At 69.1% G+C, this 23,140-nt stretch carries 16 protein-coding genes; 7 read left to right on the top strand and 9 right to left on the bottom strand.

Annotated elements, in window-relative coordinates; all coding sequences use genetic code 11:
- Positions 1-4: 4 nt before the first annotated feature.
- Positions 5-1,957 (bottom strand): FG-GAP-like repeat-containing protein, encoded by a 1,953-nt coding sequence (locus MYSTI_RS00430; RefSeq protein WP_015345708.1) that lies wholly within the window; start codon positions 1,955-1,957, stop codon positions 5-7.
- 112 nt (positions 1,958-2,069) lie between these two features.
- The gene (locus MYSTI_RS00425) at positions 2,070-4,007 is read right to left on the bottom strand and encodes a lysyl oxidase family protein (protein WP_015345707.1); all 1,938 of its coding nucleotides are present in this window, start codon (positions 4,005-4,007) and stop codon (positions 2,070-2,072) included.
- 224 nt (positions 4,008-4,231) lie between these two features.
- Here MYSTI_RS00425 and MYSTI_RS00420 point away from each other — a divergent pair, with 224 nt between their 5' ends.
- Positions 4,232-5,935, top strand: a complete 1,704-nt coding sequence (locus tag MYSTI_RS00420) for an MDR family MFS transporter (RefSeq protein ID WP_015345706.1) — start codon at positions 4,232-4,234, stop codon at positions 5,933-5,935.
- Here the strand turns inward: MYSTI_RS00420 and MYSTI_RS00415 are convergent.
- Together MYSTI_RS00415 and MYSTI_RS00410 are read right to left on the bottom strand one after the other, a co-directional pair.
- The gene (locus MYSTI_RS00415; protein WP_169558594.1) at positions 5,890-7,122 is read right to left on the bottom strand and encodes an adenylate/guanylate cyclase domain-containing protein; all 1,233 of its coding nucleotides are present in this window, start codon (positions 7,120-7,122) and stop codon (positions 5,890-5,892) included. The genes MYSTI_RS00420 and MYSTI_RS00415 overlap by 46 nt on opposite strands.
- 135 nt (positions 7,123-7,257) lie before the next feature.
- Positions 7,258-8,733 (bottom strand): M20/M25/M40 family metallo-hydrolase, encoded by a 1,476-nt coding sequence (locus tag MYSTI_RS00410; protein ID WP_015345704.1) that lies wholly within the window; start codon positions 8,731-8,733, stop codon positions 7,258-7,260.
- A 756-nt stretch (positions 8,734-9,489) separates the two neighbouring features.
- Here MYSTI_RS00410 and MYSTI_RS00405 point away from each other — a divergent pair.
- From MYSTI_RS00405 to MYSTI_RS00390, 4 genes are all read left to right on the top strand, one after another.
- The gene (locus tag MYSTI_RS00405) at positions 9,490-11,808 is read left to right on the top strand and encodes a hybrid sensor histidine kinase/response regulator (protein WP_233278118.1); all 2,319 of its coding nucleotides are present in this window, start codon (positions 9,490-9,492) and stop codon (positions 11,806-11,808) included.
- Between the two features lie 13 nt (positions 11,809-11,821).
- Positions 11,822-12,895 (top strand): amidohydrolase family protein, encoded by a 1,074-nt coding sequence (locus tag MYSTI_RS00400; RefSeq protein WP_015345702.1) that lies wholly within the window; start codon positions 11,822-11,824, stop codon positions 12,893-12,895.
- A complete protein-coding gene (locus tag MYSTI_RS00395) occupies positions 12,895-13,266 on the top strand; it encodes a metal-sulfur cluster assembly factor (protein ID WP_044278260.1) in 372 nt (123 codons plus the stop codon). The genes MYSTI_RS00400 and MYSTI_RS00395 overlap by 1 nt, the downstream gene beginning before the upstream one ends.
- 213 nt (positions 13,267-13,479) lie before the next feature.
- Positions 13,480-14,700: an MFS transporter gene (locus MYSTI_RS00390; RefSeq protein WP_015345700.1), complete on the top strand. Its 1,221-nt coding sequence runs from the start codon at positions 13,480-13,482 to the stop codon at positions 14,698-14,700.
- Between the two features lie 9 nt (positions 14,701-14,709).
- Here the strand turns inward: MYSTI_RS00390 and MYSTI_RS00385 are convergent, their stop codons facing one another.
- The 3 genes from MYSTI_RS00385 to MYSTI_RS00375 are packed head-to-tail and all read right to left on the bottom strand — an operon-like array spanning position 14,710 to position 20,044.
- Positions 14,710-16,698 carry an acetyl/propionyl/methylcrotonyl-CoA carboxylase subunit alpha gene (locus MYSTI_RS00385; protein ID WP_015345699.1) on the bottom strand — a complete coding sequence of 663 codons (1,989 nt, stop codon included), beginning with the start codon at positions 16,696-16,698 and terminating at the stop codon, positions 14,710-14,712.
- A 14-nt stretch (positions 16,699-16,712) separates the two neighbouring features.
- The gene (locus tag MYSTI_RS00380) at positions 16,713-18,329 is read right to left on the bottom strand and encodes an acyl-CoA carboxylase subunit beta (RefSeq protein WP_015345698.1); all 1,617 of its coding nucleotides are present in this window, start codon (positions 18,327-18,329) and stop codon (positions 16,713-16,715) included.
- 5 nt (positions 18,330-18,334) lie between these two features.
- On the bottom strand, positions 18,335-20,044 hold the full coding sequence (locus tag MYSTI_RS00375; RefSeq protein ID WP_015345697.1) for an acyclic terpene utilization AtuA family protein: 1,710 nt from the start codon (positions 20,042-20,044) through the stop codon (positions 18,335-18,337).
- Positions 20,045-20,122: 78 nt separating this feature from the next.
- Here MYSTI_RS00375 and MYSTI_RS00370 point away from each other — a divergent pair, with 78 nt between their 5' ends.
- Together MYSTI_RS00370 and MYSTI_RS00365 are read left to right on the top strand one after the other, a co-directional pair.
- Positions 20,123-20,749 carry a TetR/AcrR family transcriptional regulator gene (locus MYSTI_RS00370; RefSeq protein WP_084668285.1) on the top strand — a complete coding sequence of 209 codons (627 nt, stop codon included), beginning with the start codon at positions 20,123-20,125 and terminating at the stop codon, positions 20,747-20,749.
- 27 nt (positions 20,750-20,776) lie between these two features.
- On the top strand, positions 20,777-21,655 hold the full coding sequence (locus MYSTI_RS00365; RefSeq protein ID WP_015345695.1) for an SDR family oxidoreductase: 879 nt from the start codon (positions 20,777-20,779) through the stop codon (positions 21,653-21,655).
- Positions 21,656-21,658: 3 nt separating this feature from the next.
- Here the strand turns inward: MYSTI_RS00365 and sitI6 are convergent, their stop codons facing one another.
- Together sitI6 and sitA6 are read right to left on the bottom strand one after the other, a co-directional pair.
- The gene (gene sitI6 / locus MYSTI_RS00360; RefSeq protein WP_015345694.1) at positions 21,659-22,381 is read right to left on the bottom strand and encodes a SitI6 family double-CXXCG motif immunity protein; all 723 of its coding nucleotides are present in this window, start codon (positions 22,379-22,381) and stop codon (positions 21,659-21,661) included.
- 6 nt (positions 22,382-22,387) lie between these two features.
- Positions 22,388-23,059, bottom strand: a complete 672-nt coding sequence (sitA6, locus tag MYSTI_RS00355) for a SitA6 family polymorphic toxin lipoprotein (protein ID WP_015345693.1) — start codon at positions 23,057-23,059, stop codon at positions 22,388-22,390.
- Between the last annotated feature and the right edge of the window lie 81 nt (positions 23,060-23,140).

The raw sequence follows: 23,140 nt of genomic DNA, 5'->3' as shown, positions 1-23,140 counted from the left end.
AGGTTTACGGCAGCACCGTCACGGTGTCTCCCTCCAGGCGCACCGGGAAGCCCACCGTGTTGGGATGGACTGTCCCCTCGTCGACGATGTCCCGCGTGTCCACGCTGACCTGGAAGGTGTAGTCGCCGTCCGGCAGGTCCGTGACGTCCACCCACTGGCACGGCGTGTCGAGCGTGTAGATGTCCGCCCAGCCCGGGGAGATTCCCATCGGGTCGAAGGTGTAGTCCGCGGGCGAGGCGTCCGTGCAGTAGCTCTGGAAGTCCACCAGGTAGAAGCCCTGCTTGCGCCCCGACAGCACCGTGTTCCCGCTGGCGTCGCGCAACTCGTAGGCCGCGAAGTTGTTGAGGTGGTAGTGGCCGTGGCACTCGTCCATGACATACATGTCTGGGTTTTCGCCAATGGGGGGCAGGGCGGCGGCCTTGGTGCCCAGGTTCAGGATGGAGGTGCTGAAGCGCAAGAGCTTGCGACGGCCAGCGGCCCCCACGCACTGCTCCTGCACCTCGCACGTGTCCGCACCGAAGGTCCGCCACATCACGTGCACCGTGCGCTTGAGCACGTCCGCGTCCACCGTCAGGTCTGGCTTGCCGTTCACCGGGTCCAGCGCGAGGCCACAGGCCCTGGGCGCGGGCATGTACGGAGGCTCGCGACGCGTCGGGGGCACCTTCCCTCCGGAGTAGATGGCCACGTCGCCCACGGGCTGCTCGAGGCTGTCTCCCGACGCGGTGTTGGCCACGATGAGGTCATCGATGCCATCTCCATTCAGGTCTCCAGGCACCGCCACGGCGTAGCGCCGGTACACGTCGTAGCCATTGGGGATGGTGTTCTCCTCCGGCCAGGACCAGACGGGCTCGAGGTCTTGCGAGACGCCCGCGTCGGGCGAGAAGAAATAGAGCCGCCCCAAGGCTCCCATGACGAAGTCCTGGCGCTGACCATCCCCATCCAGGTCGCCGACCGACCAGGCTCCCGTCCCCAGCAGGGGAAAGGTGGGGTCGCCCATCGTGGACCAGATGGGCGACGCGGAGAGGGTTCCGTCCGACTGGGAGAGGTGGAGCTGGAGCGGCCCCCTCTCCGTGGAGACGAAGGCCTCTGGGTGCCCGTCCCCGTTCATGTCGGCCAGGGAGAGTCCTCCACGGCCCAGCGGCTCCAGTCGCCAGGGCGTGGCGGAGATGGGGCCGTCGCAGGCGAAGGCCGCCCCCGTCTTGCAGCCGAGGAAGTAACCCCGCTGGCCGTCCTCCGTCGGCAGCAGCACGTCGTCCGCGCCGTCCCCGTTGAGGTCCCCCACGGGCGTGGCGGAGAGGAAGCCCGGCCGGGTGCGCACCAGGGTGAAGGGCCCCTCCGCCGCTCCCGGCGTGGACAGGTAGAAGCGCTGCTCGTTGGAGCGCGAGATGATGAGGTCGTCGCGCCCGTCTCCATTCAGGTCGACGAAGTGGCCTCCCCAGAGCTGGAACCGGTCAGCCCCCGGCACACGGAAGGAAGGCTCGGCCAGCATCGCCTCCAGGTTCTCCTGCCCCAGGAAGACCGAGGCGCCATAGCGGGAGCGCACGAGCAGGTCCGCGTAGCGGTCTCCATTCACGTCGCCCGCCACCACCGTCAGCGCCGTCCCGGAGGCCCGCGGATGCGTGCTGGGCCAGGACATCAACGCGGAGACCTCTTGGGTGGAGAAGTAGGACTCCTGCCCCACGAAGACGGACACCCGGCCCGGGTGTGGAGTCCCACGCATCAGCCGCGAGCAAGGCTCCGTGCCCACCACCAGGTCCTTGCGGCCATCGCCATTGAAGTCCGCGAGCGCCACGGAGCCGCCAAAGCACTCGTTGGTCCGGCTCGGGTCCGCCTTCACCTGCCACAGCGGTGTCTGGGAGAGCAGCACCTCGGGCTTCGCGGGAGGACCCGGCTCGTCATCCGAACAGCCCACGCACAGCACACTGGCTACGGCCAGGGTCCTCCAGAACGAACGCATGCGTCCCCCTTCACGACAGACGAAATCCAGCGACGAATGCACTCACGCTACACGTCGGCGTGGAGACGTCCGCGGGATGATTGTCTTTTGAAGGGCTTCGCCTGCCCGAGACCTATGGAAGCACCGTCACGGCGTTTCCTTCGAGCCTCACCGGGAAGGACACCGTGTTGGGGTGGACGGTCCCCTCGTCGACGATGTCTCGCGTGTCCACGCTGACCTGGAAGTCGTAGGTTCCGTCCGGCAGGTCCGTGATGTCCACCCACTGGCACGGCGTGTCGACGGTGTAGATGTCCGCCCAGCCCGGGGAGATGCCCATGGAGCCGTACACGCCCTGCGGCGCCGCATCCGCGCAGTAGCTGAAGAGGTCCAGCAAGCGGAAGCCCTGCTTGCGCCCCGTCAGCACACTTTGCCCGCTGGTATCGCGCAGCTCATAGGCCGCGAAGTTGATGAGGTGGTCGTGCCGGTGGCACTCGTCGTAGACGTACAGGTCCGGGTTCTCGGCGATGGATGGGAGGATGGCGGACCGGTTGCCCAGGTTCTGGATGACGGTGCTGAAGCGCAGGAGCTTGCGTCGTCCCGGCGCATTCACGCACTGCTCCTTCACCTCACACCCCTCCGCGGCGAAGGTCCTCCAGGTCACATGCACGGAGCGCTGGAGCGCGTCCTTGTCCACCGTCAGGTCCGGCTTGCCCGTCTCCGCGCCCCTCCCGAGGCCGCAGGCCTCGAACGCCAGGAGGCGCGGCGGGTCGACAGGTCGGGCCGGTCGCTTCCCTCCCCCGTAGACGCTCACGTCTCCCCTGGATTGGCTCATGTCCTCGCCATAGGTCCTGCTGGCCACGATGAGATCCTCGAGGCCATCTCCATCGAGGTCGCCAGGCGCCTCCACGACATAGCGCCGGTAGGCGTCATAGCCATTGGGGAGGGTGTCCGCCCTGGGCCAGGCCCAGACAGACTGCAAGGCCTCCGAGACGTCTCCCTGTGGCGAGAAGACATAGAGTCGACCGATGGAGCCCACGACAAAGTCTTGCCGGTGACCATCCCCATCCAGGTCCCCCACCATGCGGAAGACATCCCCGAAGAGGGGATACACGGGGTCACCCAGCATGGACCAGACCGCCGAGGACGCAAGCCGCCCATCCGGCTCGGAGAGGCGGAGCTCACTCACTCCTCCCTGCCCGCCGAGAAAAGCCTCCGGGTACCCATCCCCGTTCATGTCTGGAATCAACCGGGACACGACCTCTTCGGACTCCGTGTGCCAGGGCTCCGACGAGATGGGACCATTGCACGAGAACGCGGAGCCGGGCTTGCACCCCAGGAAGTAGCCCCTGGGCTGACCAGGCCCCATCGACAGCAGCACGTCCTCCGCGCCATCTCCATTCAGGTCGCCCATGGGCAGGGAGAAATGGAATCCCTCACGGACGAGCGCGCGGGTGAAGAGTCCCGAGGGAGCGCCAGGCGTCGCCAGGTAGAACTCCTCTTGCCCGAGATGGTTGACGATGAAGTCGCCGAGGCCATCCCCGTTCAGGTCCAGGAAGGAGCTTGCCGAGAGCTGGTTGCCGCCAGCTACGCGAAAGGCGGGCTCTCGCAGCATCGTCTCCAGGTCCGCCTGTCCCAGGAAGACATTGACGCCAAAGCGCGAATGCACGAGCAGGTCCGCGAAGCCATCCCCATTCACATCGCCGGCCGAGACGCCGAGGTTCACTCCGGAGGCGAGGGGGCTGGTGGACCGCCACGTCATCAACGCGGAGACATGCTGGGTGGAGAAGAAGGACTCCTGCCCTGGGAAGATGGACACGCGCCCCGGGAACTTCGAGGCGAACCACGGCTCCTGACACAGCTCCGTCCCCACCACCAGGTCCTTGCGGCCATCGCCATTGAAGTCCGCGAGCGCCAGGGAGCCGCCAAAGCACTCTCCACTGTTGTTCGGCGCCGCCGTCACCCGCCACAACGGCGTCTCCGAGAGCAAGCGCTCCGACGGTTCGTTGTCCTCACACCCGCTGCCCCCGAACACCGCCCCAACGACAGCCAGCCATCTCCACCATGAGCGCATGTCGGTCTCCTCGAAGGGCACGGTCTTCCAACCTATTCCCTGGCACGAACAACCCCTCCCGATGCTTGCCCCGTGAGGGGAATCGGGCGCTTGCCTTTTCATTGTCAGACAATCCCAGCCAGCCCCGCTTGACGCCGCCCGGCCCCACACGAGCTGTTGGCCGACCAACCTGTCGCGAGCGAGTGCTGGCACATCCCGGGCAAGGTCCCCAAGCTCGCCAGCACATGGCATCGCCCGCGGCGTTCCCCACGTTCACCCGCACGCAGAAGGTCTTCACGATGCTGGGGGCCCTGCTGGGCCTGCTGCTCGCGGCGCTGGACCAGACCATCGTCGCCACCGCGGGCCCCTCCATCCAGGCGGACCTGGGCATCCCCGCGTCGCTCTATCCGTGGCTCACCACGTCGTACCTCGTCGCCTCGACGATGATGGTGCCCGTCTGGGGAAAGCTCTCCGACCTGGTGGGCCGCCGCGCGGTGCTGGGTGCGGGCATCACCGTCTTCCTCCTGGGCAGCTTCCTGTGCGGCGTGTCCCGCTCCACGGTGACACTCATCCTCTTCCGCGCGGTGCAGGGCCTGGGCAGCGCCGCCCTGTTCACCGGCGCGCTGGCCGTCGTCGCCGACCTCTTCCCGCCTCGAGAGCGCGGCAAGTACCAGGGCCTCTTCGGCGCGATGTTCGGCCTGTCCAGCGTCGTCGGCCCACTGGCCGGTGGCTTCATCACGGACCGGCTCGGCTGGCACTGGGTCTTCTTCATCAACCTCCCCGTGGGCGCGGTGGCGCTCGCCCTCGTGTTGCTCCGCATGCCTCGGCTGCGGCCGGAAGGGGTGCCTCGCGGGAAGCTCGACCTCGCGGGCGCGGGGACCCTCGCGCTCGCCGTGGTGCCGCTGCTCCTCGCGCTGAGCCTGGGCCATGCCCGCGAGCAGGAGACCCAAGGCATCGGCTGGGCGTGGGGCTCGGGGCCCATCCTGGGCTTGTTCGCGCTCGCGGCGGTGGGCACCGCGGCCTTCATCCGCGTGGAGACCCACACCGAGGAGCCCCTGCTGGACCTGCGCCTCTTCAAGCTGAAGACCTTCAGCCTGGGCAACGCGGCGGTGTTCATCGTCGGCGCGGTGTTCCTCTCCGGCGTCGTCTTCCTGCCGCTGTTCATGGTGAACGTGGTGGGGCTGTCCGCCACGCACTCGGGCCTGACGCTCACACCGCTCACCCTGGGCGTGGTCGCCGGCAACGTGGTCAGCGGGCAACTGGTGTCCCGGCTGGGGCGCTACAAGGAGCTGATGCTGGGCTCGCTGCTGCTCCTCGCCGGGGGCTTCGCGGTGATGGGCTTCACGCTGACGCCCCAGTCCACGCAAGCGGAAGTCACGGTGAAGATGGTCCTCGTGGGCCTGGGACTGGGCCCCTCGATTCCGCTCTACACCGTGGCCATCCAGAACGCGGTGTCCGCGCAACAGATTGGCGTGGCCACGTCCGCGGCGACGTTCTTCCGCCAGCTCGGCATGACGCTGGGCGTGGCGCTGATGGGCGCCGTGTTCGCGACCACGCTCTCCCACGAGCTGAAGACCCGCGTGGCCCAGGCCACCGACGGACTCCCCTCCCACCTCCGCGCCGAGCTGCTGTCCGCCACCTCCGGCGCCCCCGGAGAAGGCGGCCCGTCACACACGGCCTTCGAGCCCGAGGCCCTCAAGGCCCGCCTGCGCACGGAGCTGGCGTCCTCACGCCCCGAGCAACTGGACGACGCCCTCTCCGCCGTGGACCGCGCGGACCAGGCGCTGAAGGAGGCCTACACCACCGCGGTGAAGGACGTGTACCGCTGCGCCATCCTCGTCGCGCTGCTCGCGTTCCTCGTCACGCTGCGCCTGCCCGAGCAGCCGCTCACGCGCACGCGGTCTCAGGCGGCGACCGTCCGCGCGGAGGACTCCGACCCCAGCGTGTAGATGCGCATGGGGTGCGGCACGCCCTTGAGGGGATGGCGCCCCAGGTCCTTCACGCCGCCCCGGTAGTGGGAGACGAAGGACTCCGACAGCAGCACGGGCTCGTTGAGGCCCGCGCACAGGCCCGCGATGCGGCTGGCCAGATTCACCGCGGGACCAATCACGGTGAAGTCGAGCCGGTCCGAGGCGCCGATGTTCCCGTACATGACATCGCCCACGTGCAGCGACGCGCCGAACTCATAGGGCGTGAGGCCCTGCTCACGGCGAGAGGCATTGTCTCGCGCGGTGGCGGCCACGGCCTCGCGCATGGTGCGCGCGGCGGCCATGCACCGCTCCTCCACGGGCGACTCCGCGTCGATGCGGAAGATGGCGAGCACCGCGTCGCCCATGAACTTGAGCACCTCCGCGCCGTGCGCATGGAACGCGCTGACCATCGTCTCGAAGTAGGCGTTGAGCAGCTCCAACAACGCATCGCGAGGCAGCGCATCCGACAGCGCGGTGAAGCTGCGCAAGTCGCTCAGACAGATGACGGCGGAGGTCGTCTCTCCATCCCCTCGGCGAATCTGTCCCTGGAGGATGCGCCGGCCCGTGTCCCGGCCCAGGTACGTGTCGAGCAACACGCCCGTCATGTCCTTGCGCGCGATGACCTCCAGCACCAGCTCCAGCAGCGGATGCAGCTCCTGCAACAAGGCCCGCTGCGCGTCGGTGAAGCCCCCGGGCTCGGACGTGGACCAGGAGACCGCGTGGCGCGAGCCATCGCTGAAGCACACCGGCAGCGCCAGATACTCGGTGAGCCCCTCTTCGCGCAGCCCCTGGAACATCGGGTAGTCATCCGGGGCCAGCGGCTGCTCCAGCCGGCGATGGATGACGGGCACCCCCTCGCGCAGCGCCTTGAAGGGGCTCTGCGCGAAGGCAGGCAGGTGCTGGAGGCCGTGAGGGTGCACCTCCGTGGTGGCGGAGGACTGGCCCGCGCGCCAGCGGAAGCTCCGCGCGTGCAGGAGCGGGTGCAGGGTGAACAGGGAGATGGAGGCGCGCGCGAGGGGGACACCTCGGGCGGTCAATCGCTCACACACGCCTTCCAGCAAGGGAGCCGGGTTCGGCAGGAGCCTCGCGTCCGACACGAGCCAGCCCACCGCGTCGGGGGCGGAGGTGTCGCGGAGACTCCGAGGGTTTCGAGCATTCACAGTCACGAGGCGCTCATCACTGTCCCGGCGGGGCCGTGGCTGGGACGCGTGCCACGCAACCATGGACCTCCCGGAGCGTCAACGACGAGCACACGCGACGGACCAGGCAGGCGCCTGATCCATCGCATGGCCTCGGATGACTCAGTGCCCCGTCGCGGCCTTCGGCGGCGCGGCCACGGGCGCGGACGCGGGCGCCTCCGGTCGGGCGAGCGTCTCCGGCGACTCCGCCATCGCATACGTCACCCACGCGGTGGCGGCGGTGCTGCGCGCCAGGTCCTGTGGGTCCACCTTGTCCAACGTATCCGCGTGTGTGTGGTGCACGTCGAAGTAGCGGCTGGCGTCCACCTCCACGCCGAAGAAGGGGACCCGCGCCGGCATCAGGGGGCTGATGTCCGCGCCACCCGCCTCGCGCGAGGAGAACGCCGCCGCGCCCAGCGACACCAGCGGCGACATCCACGGCTGGAGCAGCGCCTGTCCACCCGCGCCCGCGCGCAGGCTCACCCCCACCGGACGGCCGCCCCCCGAGTCCATCTCCATGGCCGCCACGTGCTTGGGAATCTCCGCCGCGTGCGCCTCCGCGTAGGCGCGTCCACCGGCGAGCCCGTTCTCCTCGTTCATGTAGAGCACCACGCGCACCGTGCGCCGGGGCGCCTGCGGCAGCTTCGCGATGAGGCGCGCGGCCTCCATCACCATCACCACGCCCGCGCCGTCGTCATGCGCGCCCGTGCCCACGTCCCACGAGTCCAGGTGCGCGCTGATGAGCACGATTTCCTGCGGCTTCTCCCGCCCGCGAATCTCCGCGACGACGTTGTGCGAGTCCGCGTCCGGCAGCTCCGAGCCGCCCAGCACCAGCTTCACGCGCACGGCCCCCTTGGCGAGCAGGCGGTGGAGCAGCTCCGCGTTCTCCGTCGTGATGGACGCGGCGGGGATGCGCGGGCCCGCGTCGTCGAAGCGCGTGGACCCCGTGTGCGGCGTGCTCAGCGACGCGGTGGCCAGCGAGCGCACCAGCGCCCCCGCCGCGCCCGCCTTCGCCGCCACCGCCGGGCCCCGGCCGCGCAAGCCCGCGAAGCGGCCGTAGTCCGCCGGCACCGCCATGGTGTGGTTGAAGAAGACAATCTTCCCCTTCACCGACTCACCCAGCGCGGCCAACTGCTCCAGCGACGTCACCTCCACCACCTCCGCGGTGAGCCCCTCGGGCGCGGTGGGAGGGCTGCCGCCCAGCGCCAGCAGGTGCAGCGGGTGGCCTCGCGTGAGCGGGGACGCGAGCACCTCGCCGCGCTCCTCGCCCCGCACCCAGCGCGGCACCTTGACGGGCTCCGTCCACGCCTTCACCCCGTCCGCCTTGAAGCTCCGCAGCGCCCACTGCACCGCCGCCGCCGCGCCCTCCGAGCCAGACAGGCGCGGGCCAATCCCATCCGTCAGCTCCGCCAGCCGCGCATAGGCCCGGCCCTCCGTCAGCGCGGGCCCCACCAGCTTCTCCGCCGTGGCCAGGGGCGGCATGTAAGCCTTCACCGGCGCCGCGGACGGGGTGGACACAGGCTTCGCCCCGGCGGGAGCCGCCCCCGACACGAGCTGGAGCGCGAGCGACGACGACACGAGAAGCGAGGAGACGGGCAATGGGACCTCCGGAAGAGGCGCCCACTCTCCGCCCGACCTGGAGGGCTCGCAAGCCAGATACACGCGAGACACGGCGCATCTGAGGCCGCTTGCCCGCTGATTTCAGGAGGATACGGGGAATCCCAGGGGCCACCGCGCGCCGAGAGGGGGAACGCGGCGCGCGGGGCTCAACTGGGACTTCATACGGCGGTATCGCTTTTGGGGGAGGCGAACACCGCCGCTGCGTCTCACTCTTGAGGAGGAAACGTGGCGGGCATGTTGAAGATCATTCGCAACGCCGTCAAGCGTTGTGCCTCACTCCGCGTACAAGCGAACACTATTTCCGGGAAGATGGTTCAATTTTACAGCGACACCGCCACTTCCAGGTAAGGAGATGTAGTCGACTTCACCGTGAGTCTGCATTTGAGCGGGGAATCCCCGGCTTGAGCTGGGATGAGGACAAGCCATTGGCTCCCTGCTCCCAGCCGCGCCGTTTATTTCTGATGTGCTTGTGCTTGCGTTGCCAGCCCGCGCGCGTGTCCCGGGAGCGCGACAGGGATTGAGCGGCGCCGGGTGTGTGGGCTCACCGGTTGGACACACCTGGGTCTGCCCTCACGCCCCTGGGTCAATCCATTCCGGACATGCATTTTTTCCAGAAATAGTGTCTATGTCACTGAAGACACGTTTGTCCCCGTCAGGCACCCAAGGCGTGCGGTCCAGCCCCCCTCTCTGGCCGTGACGTCACGCGCCGTAGCGCGTCGAAGGAACGCAATGTTGATGGAGCAGTGGGCTCACCGTTTCTTCGAGCTCTCCACCGAATTGTTCGTGGTGTTGGGCGCGCAGGGTCGGGTGCTCGAAGCCAATCCAGCGTGGACCGTGACGATGGGCTGGTCTCCCACGGAGCTTCGCCTGAAGGGCTACCGGGGCTTCGTGCACCCCGAGGACCTGGAGTCGGTGGAGGCGCGGCTGGAGCTGCTGACCCGGACCCCGGGCACCACGCGCTTCTCGTGCCGGTGGCGCCGACGGGACGGAACGTGGGCCTGGCTCATCTGGAGCGCGGCCAGCGCCGCGGAAGGTGGGCCGCTGTACTGCACGGTGCGGAGGATGGAGTCACCCCCCGCGCTCGAGCGCGTCGAAGCGGCCCGAGGCACCGATGAGAGCGGGGCCGTCCCGTCCTGGACGCTGAGCGACGGCCTGCCCCTGGGGCTCTACGTGGTGGAGGTGAGCAGCGGCACGGTGCTCTACGCGAACCACCGCTTCTGCCAGCTGTGGGGCATCGAGCCCCTGGAGGGCGCCATCCGCAAGGGGCAGGTCTCCCACGAGGACGTGGTGGACCACTGCCTGCACTCGGGCGAGGCGGCCAACTTCCTGCGCTTGAGCCCCTGTGCGGGGCTGGACGGGGTGCCGCTGCACGGGGACGAGGCGGTGCTCGCCAGCGGGCGCACGCTGCGCAGGCTGTGCTCGACGATGGGGGCCAGCGGGGACGCGTCGCGCTACCGGCTGTTCGCCTTCGAGGACGTCACGGAGCGCAAGCGCACGGAGGAGGCGCTGCACCGCTCCGAGCAGAGCTTCCGCAAGCTCATCGAGACGGCGCCCGAGGCCATCTTCGTCCACCGCGAGCAGCGCTTCATCTACGTCAACCCCACGCTCCTGCGCGCGCTGCGGTACGAGCACGCGGGAGAGCTGATCGGCCGGCCCATCTGGACCATCGTCCATCCGGATGACCTGGACGTGGTGCGCCAGCGGGTCCACGCGGTGGTGGCACTGGGGGAGTTCGCCCCGCTGCGCGAGATTCGCTACATGCGCCGCGACGGGACGTGGTTCGACGCGGAGAGCGCGGGCCTGCCGGTGGACTTCGACGGCGAGCGCGCGGTGGTGGTGATGGCGCGCGACATCACCGAGCGCAAGCGCATGCAGGCCCAGCTCCTCCAGTCGGACCGGATGGTGCTCGCGGGCACGCTCGCGGCGGGCGTGGGCCATGAAATCAACAACCCGCTCACCTACGTCATGGCCAACCTGGAGTCCTCCATGGAGACCATGCACCGGCTGGGCGGAGAGCTGGGGCGGATGCTGCCCGACGGCGCGCTCGCGCCGAACTGGTCCCTCACGCTGAAGGACACGGTGGAGCTGCTCAAGGAGGCCCACGAGGGCGCCACGCGCGTGCGCAACATCGTGCGGGACTTGAAGTACATCTCCCGCCAGGACGAGGAGCGCCGGGAGCTGCTCGACGTGCGCGAGTCGCTGGAGTTCTCGCTCAAGCTGGCCTCCAGCGAGCTCAAGCCGCGCGCCCAGGTCATCAAGCGCTACGAGGACGTCCCGCATGTCCACGCGGACGCGTCCCGGCTGGGCCAGGTGTTCCTCAACCTGGTGGTGAACGCCGCGCAGGCCATCCCCGAGGGGGACCCGAACAACCAGCACGTGACGCTGTGGGTGCGCCCCGGGAATGACGGCGGCGTGGCGGTGGACGTCAGCGACACCGGCTCCGGCATGCCGTCCAACGTGCTGGCGCGCATCTTCGACCCGTTCTTCACCACCAAGGCGGTGGGCGCGGGCACGGGCCTGGGGCTGTCCATCTGCCACGGCATCATCCGGGGCCTGGGCGGTGAAATCACCGTGCGCAGCGAGCCGGGGCGCGGGACGACCTTCACGGTGCGCCTGCCGCCGGCGCCCGCGGACGCGATGCCGCGCGAGGCGCCGCCCATGCCCGCGCCGTCCTCCGAGCGCAGCGGGCGCCTGCTCGTGATTGACGACGAGCCCGCGGTGGGCCGCTCGCTGGCGCGCATCATCGGAAAGCGGCACCAGGTGACGGTGGTGGGCAGCGGCGAGGAGGCCCTGACGAAGCTGAACTCCGGCGGCCCCTTCGACGCCATCTTCTGCGACCTGATGATGCCGGGCATCACCGGCATGGACGTCTACGAGAAGGTGCGCGAGCGGGAGCCCGGGTTGAGCCTGCGCTTCATCTTCATCACGGGCGGCTCGTACACCACGCGGGCCCGGCAGTTCCTGGAGCGCATTCCCAACCCGCGCATCGAGAAGCCCTTCGATGCGCAGATGATTCAACAACTGGTCGGCGAAGTCCTGGCGACCGAGACCTGAAGGGAGTTGTCTGGTGATTGGAGATGGCTTTGTCATCGACGCGGTGACACATGCGTACAACCTGCACCCGTCCAACTGGCGCGCGGGGAAGTACGCCGAGTCCTTGGCTCAGCTCATCTTCGGCCTGCACAGCGGGCTGTCGGGCGAGACGCACCGGGTGACGCAGCCGGAGCGGTTCATGAAGAACTGGTCCGTGGACGAGCTGGCCCACATCCTCTTCGTGGAGAGCGACATCGACCTGGCGGTGCACCACGTGCTGCCGCTCCAGACGCTCTACACGGACGGGCTCTGCTCGTACGAGAAGACGGTGGACATCAAGAAGCGCTATCCGGACCGCTTCCTCGTCTACGCGGGCGTGGACCCGCTGCGCGGCACCGCGGCGCTGGATGACCTGGACCGTCAGGCGGAGGAGCTCAAGCCCACCGGCCTGAAGCTCTACCCGGCCGCGTGGCTGGGCGACTCCTTCCGTCACACCGGCTGGCGGATGGATGACCCGCGCATCGCCTTCCCGCTGTTCGAGCGCGCCCAGAAGCTGGGCATCAAGAACATCGCGGTGCACAAGGGCCTTCCCATGGGCGCGGTGCCGCTGGAGGCCTACAAGGTCGACGACATCGGCGGCGCGGCGGATGCGTTCCCGGACCTGAACTTCGAAATCGTCCACGGCGGCATGGCCTTCCTGGACGAGACGGGCATGCAGCTGTCGCTGTTCCCCAACGTGTACGTCAACCTGGAGGTGACGGGCGCGCTCCTGGTGAAGCGCGAGCGCTGGTTCGCCGAGTCCCTGGCCGCGCTCCTCAAGTGGGCGGGCCCGGCGAAAATCATGTGGGGCTCCGGCACGGTGTTCAGCCACCCGCAGCCCGCGCTGCACAAGTTCTGGCACGACTTCCAGCTCCCCGAGGAGCTGACGCAGGTGTGCGGCATGCAGGTGACGCCGGAGGTGAAGCGCATGATTCTCTGCGACAACTACGCGCGCTACGCCGGCGTGGACGTGGAGGCGGTGAAGAAGCGCATCGCCCACGACGAGTTCGCGAAGAAGAAGGCCAAGGGGAACATCCAGCCCTACAGCTTCCAGGAGTCGCGCCCGTGATGACGGAGAGCGCGATTCGCGAGCGCATCCAGTCGATTCCCGACCCGTGCAGCCTGGCCACCGGCGTGCCGCTGGGCATCGGGGAGATGGGGCTCATCGAGAGCGTGGTGAACCACGCGGGCAAGGTGACGGTGCGCCTGCACATCACCTCGCCCATGTGCATGATGGCCGCGTACTTCATGCGCGAAGTCGAGCAGCGCCTCCAAGGCCAGGAAGGCGTCGAGTCCGTGCACGTCGAGTTCGACCACGACCTGAAGTGGACGCCGCGGGACATCCAGCCGGAGGCCCGGGAGCGGCTGGCCGCGCGCCGCATCACCATGCTGGGGGGACGGCTCCTGCCGCGCGCGGAGTCCTCGGTGAGCAACGGCTGAGTCGACCGGAGCGTCCGAGCGTCCGACGTGATTCGGCCGCTTGGACGCTTCCTCGCGGCGTGCGCCTCCGCCCGCACGCCGCTGACGGGCAAGGGTGATGTCAGGCGGATGGAGCAGCCGGAGCGATGCCTCCCAGCAGACGGACAGGCGGGTGCGCACGCGGTCCTGGACCCGGAGCCTCTTTGGAGGGAGAGAGGGCGCCGAGAGCACCCCATGTCCACGACAGCCTCTTCGGAATCCTCACACGCGACACTCAGCCCCGGGCTGGTGTGGCTCATGGCCATCACGTGCGGCGCCACCGCCGCCAACCTCTATTACAACCAGCCCCTGCTCGGAGACATCGGCCGGGAGCTGCACGCCTCGGGTGGGACGCTGGGCCTGGTCCCCACGCTGACCCAGGTCGGCTACGCGGCGGGCATGCTGCTCATCGTCCCGCTGGGTGACAGCCTGGAGCGCCGGCGCGTCATCGTCACCATGTCCGCGCTGGTGAGCCTGGCCCTCGTCGGCGCGGCGCTCGCCCCGTCCCTGCCCTGGCTCATCGTCGCCAGCTTCCTCGTGGGCGCCACCGCCGTCGCCCCCCAGCTCCTCATCCCCTTCGCCGCGCACCTGGCGCCTCCCGCGCAGCGAGGGCGCGTGGTGGGGACGGTGATGAGCGGACTGCTCATCGGCATCCTCCTGTCGCGCACCGCCGCGGGCTTCATCGGCACGCACCTGGGCTGGCGCTCCATCTTCTGGATTGCCGCGGGGGTGATGCTGCTGTTCGCCGTCGTGCTGCGCTTCAGCCTGCCCTCGCAGCCGCCCGTGGCCGCCATGCCCTACTCCCAGCTGATGCGCTCCCTGGTCCACCTGGCGCGCACGGAGCCCGCGCTGCGCGTCTACGCGGTCCTCGGCGCGCTCACCTTCGGCGCCTTCAGCGTCTTCTGGTCTACGCTGGCCCTGTACCTCCAGAGCCTCCCGGAGCACTACGGTCCGCAGACGGCGGGCCTCTTCGGCATCGTGGGCGTGGTGGGCGCGCTGATTGCCCCGCTCGTCGGCCGCTACACCGACTCCCACGGCGGCAAGCGCATCAACGTGTTCTCCATCGGCGTGCTGCTCCTGTCCTTCCTGCTGATGTGGCCCCTGGGGCAGTGGCTCTGGGGCATCGGGCTGGGCGTGGTGCTGCTCGACCTGGGCTCCCAGGGCAATCACATCTCCAACCAGACGCGCGTCTACGCCATGCGCCCGGAGGCGCGCAGCCGCCTCAACACCATCTACATGGTGACCTACTTCGCGGGCGGCGCGGCGGGCTCGTGGCTGGGCACCACCGCGTGGACGCGGTGGGGTTGGACGGGCGTGTGCCTGGCGGGCGCCGCCCTGTGTGTCGTGGGGCTCGGGGTGCTCGCGCTGGACCGCAAGCCCCAGGCGTCGCCCGAACAGGCGCCCTCGGAGGCGTAAGGCGCGGCTTCAGCCCTGGGGCTTGAGGACCACCAGGAGCTGCTTCGCGGAGACCTGCCCGCCGGGTGAGGCATTCACGGCCTCGACGATGCCGGGCAGGTCCGCGACGAGCTGGAACTCCATCTTCATCGCCTCCAGCACCACGAGCACGTCCCCCGGCTTCACCGAGGCCCCCGGCTTCGTGTCCACCCGCAGGATGCGCCCGTCCATCGGCGCGAGCAGCCGGCCCGTGCCCACGCCCTCCGCGGGCTTCGGCGGGCGGAACGTCGCATCCGTGAGCTGCCGTGCGCCGTCCCCCGCATCCAGCCACACCGAGTCGCCCGTGCGCAGGTAGCGCGCCCGCCCGCGCGCACCCGCCACGGCGAAGTCGAACACACCATCCGCGAGGCCCCGCACGGTGATGTCCAACGCATCATCACCGGTGACAACCTCGTAGCGCTCCGAGGAGACGGGGCGCACGGAGACCTTCGCGTCCCCCTGGGAGTCCTCGAGCGTCATCGACACCGGGTGCCGGTGCGCGGTGTTCCAGTTCACCAGCGAGGCATCCAGGCCGCCGCTCCTCGCGAGCTGCTGGGCCTCGTCATGGAAGAGGGCCACCGCCGCGAGCGCGCGCTCCCGAGGGCGCGTCTCATACAGCCGCTCCACGACCGAGGCCTCCGCGTGCTGGCCGATGAAGCCCGTGTCGTAGGCCCCCGAGCGGAACGCCTCGCTCTCCAGCACGTGGAGCAGCAGGGCTTTGTTCGTGGTGACGCCGAACACCGTGAGCTCGCGCAGCGCCTCCACGAGGCGACGCCGAGCCATCTCGCGGTCCACCCCCGAGGCAATCACCTTCGCCTGCATGGAGTCGTAGAAGGGCGGGATGTCCTGCCCCTCGCGCACGCCGTGGTCGATGCGAATCCCCTCGCGAGCAGGCAGACGCCACGTCAGCAGCCGTCCGGCGCGAGGCGCGTACTGGTTCGCCGGGTCCTCCGCGCACAGCCGCACCTCGATGGCGTGCCCCTTCCAGGTGATGTCCCGCTGCGACAGGGGCAGCGGCTCACCCTGCGCGACGCGGAGCTGCCACTCGACGAGGTCCAGTCCGGTGACTTGCTCCGTGACGGGGTGCTCCACCTGGAGACGCGTGTTCATCTCCATGAAGTAGAACTCGCCGCTGGGGGCCAGGAGGAACTCGAGGGTCCCCGCGCCCTTGTAGGCGATGGCCTTCGCGGCGGTGGCGGCCACCTGCCCCATGCGCTCCCGCAGCTGTGCGCTGACGGCGGGGGACGGGCTCTCCTCGACAATCTTCTGGTGGCGCCGCTGCACGGAGCAGTCGCGCTCACCCAGGTGCACGACGTTGCCGTGCTCGTCCGCGAAGACCTGAATCTCCACATGCCGGGCGTTGACGACGGCGCGCTCCAGGATGAGCTCGCCGCTGCCGAAGGCGTTGGTCGCCTCCGAGCGGGCGCCCTTCAGCGCGGCGGGGAGCTGCGAGGGCTCGTGCACCCACCGCATGCCGCGTCCGCCGCCGCCCGAGGCCGCCTTCACCATCAGCGGGAAGCCGATGCGCTCGCCCTCCGCCACCAGCGCCGCGTCGTCCGCGTCCGTGGCCTCGTAGCCCGGGATGCAGGGGACACCCGCGGCCAGCATCCGCAGCTTCGCCTGACGCTTGTTGCCCATCAGCGTGATGGCCTCCGCGTCCGGGCCGATGAAGACCAGCCCCGCGTCCTTGCACGCGCGCGAGAAGGCCGCGTTCTCGGAGAGGAAGCCGTAGCCCGGGTGGATGGCCTGCGCCCCCGACGCCTTCGCCGCGCCGATGAGCTTGTCGATGACGAGATAGGACTCCTTCGCGGGAGAGGGGCCGATGGGGACGGCCTCGTCCGCCGCGAGCACGTGGGGCGCGTCCCGGTCCGCCTCGGAGAACACAGCCACCGTGCGGTAGCCCAAGCGCTTGCACGTGCGAATCACGCGGACGGCAATCTCCCCGCGGTTCGCGATGAGGACCTTGTTGAAACGCTCCATCCCGTCCGCTCCTCTCACAGGCGTGCGACCCCGAAGGTGTTGGGATTCAGCTCACGCCGGCCCGCCTCGCGACAGATGGAGAGCGCGAACCCGAGCACCCGCCGCGTGTCCCTTGGGTCGATGATGCCGTCGTCGAACAACCGCGCGGACGCGTTGAAGGGGTGCGACTCCTTCTCGAACTGGTCGACGATGGGCTGGGTGAAGGCGCGCAGGGCCTCCTCGTCCACCGTCTCACCGCCCCGCGCGAGCTTCTCCGCGAAGACGATGGACATCACCTTCGCCGCCTGCTCACCCCCCATGACGGCCGTGCGCGCATTGGGCCACGCGAAGATGAAGCGCGGATGGAACGGCCTGCCGCACATGCCGTAGTTGCCCGCGCCGAACGAGCCGCCCACGAGCAACGTCACCTGCGGCACCGTGGCGTTCGCCACCGCCTGAATCATCTTCGAGCCGTGCTTGACGATGCCGCCCTGCTCCGGCTGCGTCCCCACGAGGTAGCCCGTGGTGTTCTGGAGGTAGACGATGGGCGTCCCGGACTGGCAGCACAGCTGGATGAACTGCGCCGCCTTCGTCGCGCCCCTCGGGCTGATGGGGCCGTTGTTGCCGATGATGCCGATGGGCCCGCCGAAGATGCTCGCCCACCCACAGACGGTGTGCGCGTCATAGTCGTCCTTGAAGCCCATGAAGTCGGAGCCGTCCACGATGCGCGCGATGATTTCACGGCAGTCGGAGGGCTTGCGGTAGTCGGCGGGGATGGCGCCGCACAGCTCGTCCGGGGAGTAGAGCGGCTCGGCGTAGGAGGTCGGAGCCTGGGCCGCCAGCCGCTCGTTCCAGCCGAGCTTCGAGACGATGTCGCGCGCCATCCGGATGGCGTCGGCGTCGTTCTCCGCCAGGTAGTCCGCGGTGCCCGCGACGGTGGCGTGCATCTCCGCGCCGCCCAGGTCCTCGTCGGTGGCGACCTCCCCCGTGGCCGCCTTGAGCAGCGGCGGGCCCGCGAGGAACACCTTCGCCTTCTTCTTCACCATCACCACGTAATCGGACAGGCCGGGCAGGTACGCGCCGCCCGCCGTGCTGGAGCCGTGCACCACCGTGACTTGCGGGATGCCCGCCGCGGACAGACGCGCCTGGTTGTAGAAGGTCTCCCCGCCCGGGATGAAGATCTCCTGCTGGTACATCAGGTTCGCGCCGCCGCTCTCCACCAGCGACACCAGGGGCAGCTTGTTCTGTAGCGCGATGGCCTGGCCTCGCAGCGCCTTCTGCACGCCCCACGGAGAGGCCGTGCCTCCCTTGATGGCGGAGTTGTTCACGAAGACCATGCACCGCACGCCGGACACGTAGCCGATGCCCGCGATGCTGTTGCCTCCCGCGAGCGAGCCGTCGTTGTCGTCGTGGTAGCCGTACCCGCACAGCGTGGACAGCTCCAGGAAGGGCGAGCCCCGGTCCAACAACATCATCAGCCGCTCACGCGGGAGGAGCTGGCCGCGCTTGTGGAACTTGTCGCGGGCCTTCTCCTCGGTGGCGCGGACCTTGGCCTCGATGCCTCGCAGTTCCCCGAGGCGCGCGAGCATGTCCGCGCGCTGCGCCTGGAAGGTCTCCGAGCCCGTGTTGATTCGCGATGTGATTCTTGGCATCGGCCTCACCCCTCTCCTTCACGAAGCAGCGACTCGGGAATGTCCACGTGGCGCGAGCGGAGCCACTCGCCCAGCGCCTTGCCCTGCGGGTCGAAGCGCGTCGAGGACGACACGCCCTCGCCCAGGATTCCGTCGACCACGAAGTTGAGCCCTCGGAGCTGGGGGAAGACGTGGCGCTCCACGGGGAAGGCGGCGGCCTCCGGCAACAGCTCGCGCAGCTTCTCCCCGGTGAGGAAGTGTGCCAGCCAGCGCCAGGCTTCGTCCGTGCGGACCCACACGCCAATGTTGGCCGTGCCACCCTTGTCGCCGCTGCGGGCCGCGACGATGCGGCCCAGCGGTACCCTGCGCGTGGGCCCGGGCGGCAGCGGCGCCGGGAGCGCGGGCGGCTCCACGGGGGCCAGTGTCTGGGATTGCTCGGGCGGCGTGACGACGGTGCGCGCTCCCTCCGGGAGGATGGCGACGTGCTCCACCTGCTTCGCGTCGACGTAGGCCGGGGTGTAGACGCCGTACGGTGCGCCGTCGGAGGGCGGGGCCGTCATGGTGAAGCCGGGGTAGCTGCCCAGCGCCAGCTCGACGGCGGCGCCGCTGAAGGCCCGGCCCACCAGCTTCGCGTCCGCATCCTTCACCACCACGCGCAGGAAGGCCGCGGCCTGCTCCTCCGTGGCGGCGTCCTCGCGGTCCGTCCGCACCAGGGTCCAGTGTGCTTCCTTCGGCTTGCGCGTGAGCGCGGCCTCCATCTGCTCGCGGATGAGGCGCGCCTTCTCCTCGATGTCGAGCCCCACCAGGATGAACGTCGCCTCGTTCTTGTAACCGCCCAGGTGGTTGAGACAGACCTTCACGGTGGGCGGAGGCGGCTCGCCTCGCACTCCTGTGATTCGCACGCGGTCCTTGCCGTCGGACGCGAGGGTGATGGAGTCGAAGCGCGCCGTCGCATCCGGCCCCGCGTACCGGGCTCCCGTGACTTCGTAGAGCAACTGCGCGAGCACGGTGTCCACCGTCACCGCGCCGCCAGTGCCCTCGTGCTTGGTGATGACGGAGGAGCCATCCGCGAACAGCTCCGCGAGGGGAAAGCCCGGTCGGCGGACATCCACGTCCTTGAAGAAGGAGTAGTTGCCGCCGGTGGCCTGGGTGCCGCACTCGAGGACGTGGCCCGCGACCATGGCGCCGGCGAGCTGGTCCCAGCCGTCCTTCTTCCAGCCGAAGTGCGCGGCGGCCGGGCCCACGACGAGCGAGGCATCCGTCACGCGGCCGGTGACGACGACGTCCGCGCCCGCGCGCAGGCCCTCCGCGATGCCCCAGCCTCCCAGGTACGCGTTCGCGGTGAGCGGTGCACCCAGGCCCAGCTCATCGGCTCGGCCGGAGAGGTCATCGCCCTCGACGTGGGCGATGCGGGCCTTGAGGCCCAGCTTGTCATTCAGCGCTCGGAGCGCGGTGGCGAGTCCCTCCGGATTCAAGCCGCCCGCGTTGACGACGACCTTCACCTTCTTGTCCAGCGCGAGCCCCAGACACTGCTCCATCTGCCGGAGGAAGGTCTTCGCGTAGCCGGTGGCGGGGTCCTTCATCCGGTCCCTGCCGAGAATCAACATCGTCAGCTCGGCCAGGTAGTCGCCGGTGAGGACATCCAGCCGGCCCCCTTCGAGCATCTCCCGGACCGCCGAGAACCGGTCGCCATAGAAGCCCGAGGCATTGCCGATACGGAGAGGAGACTCGCTCATGTCGGGCAGTCTGGGAGGCGAGGTCTAAAAAAGCAAGCGCGCTTGCTTTTTTCAGGAGTGGCTTTCAAGCTGGCCGACGTGAGTGAGTCATCTGGCGCGACGGGCAGACAGGAGCAGGAGCGCAGCCGCGTCACGCGTCAGCGATTGATGGAGGCTGCCATTGGCGCCCTGTCGGAGCTGGGGTGGGCGGGCGCGACGATGACGGTCATCGCCGAGCGGGCGGGTGTGTCTCGGGGCGCGTGTCAGCATCACTTCCCCACGCGAGGGGATTTGGTCGCCGCGGCGGTGGAGTACGTGGGGCACCAGCAGGTGGAGGAGCTGGGCCGGCGCGCGGCGCGGCTGCCGGTCGATGGGCGGCGGACGGAGAGCATCCTGAACATGCTGGCGGGCATCTACACGCAGCCGTTGTTCGCGGCGGCGGCGCAGCTCTGGGTGGCGGCGAGCGCGGACGCGGAGCTGCGGGCGCAGTTGCTTCCGTTGGAGGCGAAAGTGGGCCGGGAGGTGCATCGGCTCACGGTGACGCTGCTGGGCGTGGATGACCGGGAGCCGGAGACGCGCGAGTTGGTGCAGGCGACGCTGGACCTCATCCGAGGGTTGGGGCTCGCGAACCTGATGCGGGACGACAGTGCGCGCCGGAAGAAGATTCTTCATCGCTGGGCGCTCACGCTGGAGGACGCGCTGCGTTCCCGGCGGGGGCGGGACTGACGCCGCCAGGCGGCCACAGGAGACGTCATGGGCTACCGCTCTGTATTCGCACCGGGGTGCTTCAAGGGGCAGAACATCATTGTGACGGGGGGCGGCAGTGGGATTGGCCGCTGCACGGCGCACGAGCTGGCGTCACTGGGGGCGCACGTCGTCCTGCTGGGGCGCAAGCGGGAGAAGCTGGAGGCGGTCGCCGCGGAGCTTCGCGAGGACGGCGGGGAGTGCTCGCTGGAGGCGGTGGACATCCGGGATGAGGAGGGCGTGAAGGCAACGGTGGGGCGCATCGTCGCGGCGCGCGGGCGCATTCACGGGTTGGTGAACAACGCAGGGGGACAGTTCCCGTCGCCGTTGACGGACATCTCGAAGAAGGGCTTCGAGGCGGTGGTGGCGACGAACCTGACGGGCGGCTTCCTGATGGCGCGGGAGGTGTATCTCCAGTCGATGCGTCAGCATGGTGGGTCCATCGTGAACATGCTCGCGGACGCGTGGGGCGGGATGCCGGGGATGGGGCACTCGGGCGCGGCGCGGATGGGGATGTTGAACCTGACGCAGACGGCGGCGGTGGAGTGGGCGGTGTCGGGGGTGCGGGTGAACGCGGTGGCGCCGGGCTGGGTGATTTCCAGCGGCCTGGACAGCTACGAGGACGAGATGGTGAAGGCGCTCATCCCGATGTTGAAGAAGGAGGTGCCGCTGCAGCGGTTGGCGACGGAGGCCGAGGTGAGCGGGGCCATCGTGTTCCTGCTGTCGGACGTGTCCTCGTTCATCACCGGGGAGTTCATCAAGATTGACGGTGGGGCGTCGTGCAACACGAAGATCTTCCCGCTGGAGGAGACCTCGGCGTCCAAGCCGTTCCAAGGATTCCACCGCGCGGAGGCGCCTCGCATCCTGGGTGGACCGGGCAAGGAGTGACGCTCAGCGCGTCGGCAGCTCACGGAAGGTCAGTCCCTCCAGTTCGAGTCGGCGCACTGCGTCCACGAAGCGCTCCGTGCCGATGACCATGGTCGCGAAGTTCCCCACTCGGAACAGGTCCCGTTCCGAGGGAAGGGTGGCCGCCTCCAGGATGGGTTCATCGGGCCTGCCGACGCCCCAGCGGCCACAAGCCGAGCATGGCGGGGGCGCATCCGCTGGAATGCAGTCGGCATGCAACGAACCATGCGGGTCGACCTGGAGCTCCAGCAGCTCCGGTGGGTTCTTCTGTCGGAACCGCAGCGCGGTCGGGTAACCCTGGAGACCTCTCACGCCCTCTGCTTCAAGACGCTCGAGTCCCCCCCTCTGGACGAGGAGGAGATCGACGACCCAGGTGAAGGCCGGGAGCTTGCCGGAGGCTGTTCCTTCCAGAGGGCCCAGGCCCGTTCCCGGTGGAAGCTTCGTGTGAGGGGGTACCAGCGGGCGCACCTGTTCACGGAGGCGCTCGAGTTCCGGCAGAGGCTCGGGTCTCGCCTTCTCGAACTCGCGATGCCCGGGCAGTCGCGACAGGTCCACCCCCGGGAAGTGGTGGCCCATGCCGCTCCACGTCGCGCCACACGTCGGGCACTTCAACATGCCGGGCAGCCGCCATCTGTGCGAGGCATCGACTCTCCCGCCGTACCGCGCGGCCACCGCGTTGTCCTCATCCACCCAGAAGAATCGGCGCATCGGTCCTCACGTTCCTGGCCTCGAATAGTACGGCTGGATGGGACCACCCAAGAGCTGGAACCGATAGATGAGCTCTCCCGCGTGCTTGAAGATCTCCTCGGGCGTCGCGTTGGGGTACTTCCTGCTGAACACCCTCCACGCTTCATTCCACTGTCCACCGTGCCCGCCCACGCTGTGGATCCGCTGATGAAGGTCGCGCGGGATGGGCAGGGTGTAGTTGTGGATCTTCACCCCCTGCCCCTCGAACCACTCCTTGAGCCGTTGCTCTTGCGGGAAGATGTGGTGCTTCTCCCAGCGGCCCGGGGGCAACTGGCGTGAGGGCGGGATGATTCGCTCTGGAGCACCGTTCCAGTTGGGGAACGTCATGACGGCGCCGCGTGGGAGATTCTGCGCGCCGCCCCAGTTCCTCCGAGGACCCCGTCCCGGCGCCGCCGCGGCCGCTGGAGGTCGCGCGGGCGGGAACCGCACGAGCTCAATCTCTCCCGGAGCGTCCTCGCAGGGATAGAAGCCGCAGGCGTCGCCCAAGCACAAGAGCGTGACGCACTGGTCTTCCCGAGGGTCGTCGCACTCCAGCTCCGCCGCCTCCCACGCCTCCAAGACGGGGGACTTGCTGACGGTGGAGCAGCCCAACCCAGACGCGGCGAACAGCACGGCCCACAAGGCAGGAATGACTCTCATGAGGCGCGAGAGCTACCACCCCTGTCTGTCATGGCGTGCGGTGCGAGCCAACCCCCGATGCACCCACCCCTCATTTATACT

Source organism: Myxococcus stipitatus DSM 14675, from assembly GCF_000331735.1.
Classification (GTDB): Bacteria; Myxococcota; Myxococcia; order Myxococcales; family Myxococcaceae; genus Myxococcus; species Myxococcus stipitatus.
This window is presented reverse-complemented; position numbering and strand designations above follow the sequence as displayed.

Bases quoted from the DNA above. Each gene is read 5' to 3' on its own strand.
- MYSTI_RS00365 (WP_015345695.1), top strand. From the start codon at position 20,777: ATGGGCTACCGCTCTGTATTCGCACCGGGGTGCTTCAAGGGGCAGAAC.
- MYSTI_RS00380 (WP_015345698.1), bottom strand. From the start codon at position 18,329: ATGCCAAGAATCACATCGCGAATCAACACGGGCTCGGAGACCTTCCAG.
- MYSTI_RS00420 (WP_015345706.1), top strand. From the start codon at position 4,232: ATGGCATCGCCCGCGGCGTTCCCCACGTTCACCCGCACGCAGAAGGTC.
- MYSTI_RS00375 (WP_015345697.1), bottom strand. From the start codon at position 20,044: ATGAGCGAGTCTCCTCTCCGTATCGGCAATGCCTCGGGCTTCTATGGC.
- MYSTI_RS00430 (WP_015345708.1), bottom strand. From the start codon at position 1,957: ATGCGTTCGTTCTGGAGGACCCTGGCCGTAGCCAGTGTGCTGTGCGTG.
- MYSTI_RS00395 (WP_044278260.1), top strand. From the start codon at position 12,895: ATGACGGAGAGCGCGATTCGCGAGCGCATCCAGTCGATTCCCGACCCG.
- MYSTI_RS00390 (WP_015345700.1), top strand. From the start codon at position 13,480: ATGTCCACGACAGCCTCTTCGGAATCCTCACACGCGACACTCAGCCCC.
- MYSTI_RS00405 (WP_233278118.1), top strand. From the start codon at position 9,490: ATGGAGCAGTGGGCTCACCGTTTCTTCGAGCTCTCCACCGAATTGTTC.
- MYSTI_RS00425 (WP_015345707.1), bottom strand. From the start codon at position 4,007: ATGCGCTCATGGTGGAGATGGCTGGCTGTCGTTGGGGCGGTGTTCGGG.
- MYSTI_RS00385 (WP_015345699.1), bottom strand. From the start codon at position 16,698: ATGGAGCGTTTCAACAAGGTCCTCATCGCGAACCGCGGGGAGATTGCC.
- sitI6 (WP_015345694.1), bottom strand. From the start codon at position 22,381: ATGCGCCGATTCTTCTGGGTGGATGAGGACAACGCGGTGGCCGCGCGG.
- sitA6 (WP_015345693.1), bottom strand. From the start codon at position 23,059: ATGAGAGTCATTCCTGCCTTGTGGGCCGTGCTGTTCGCCGCGTCTGGG.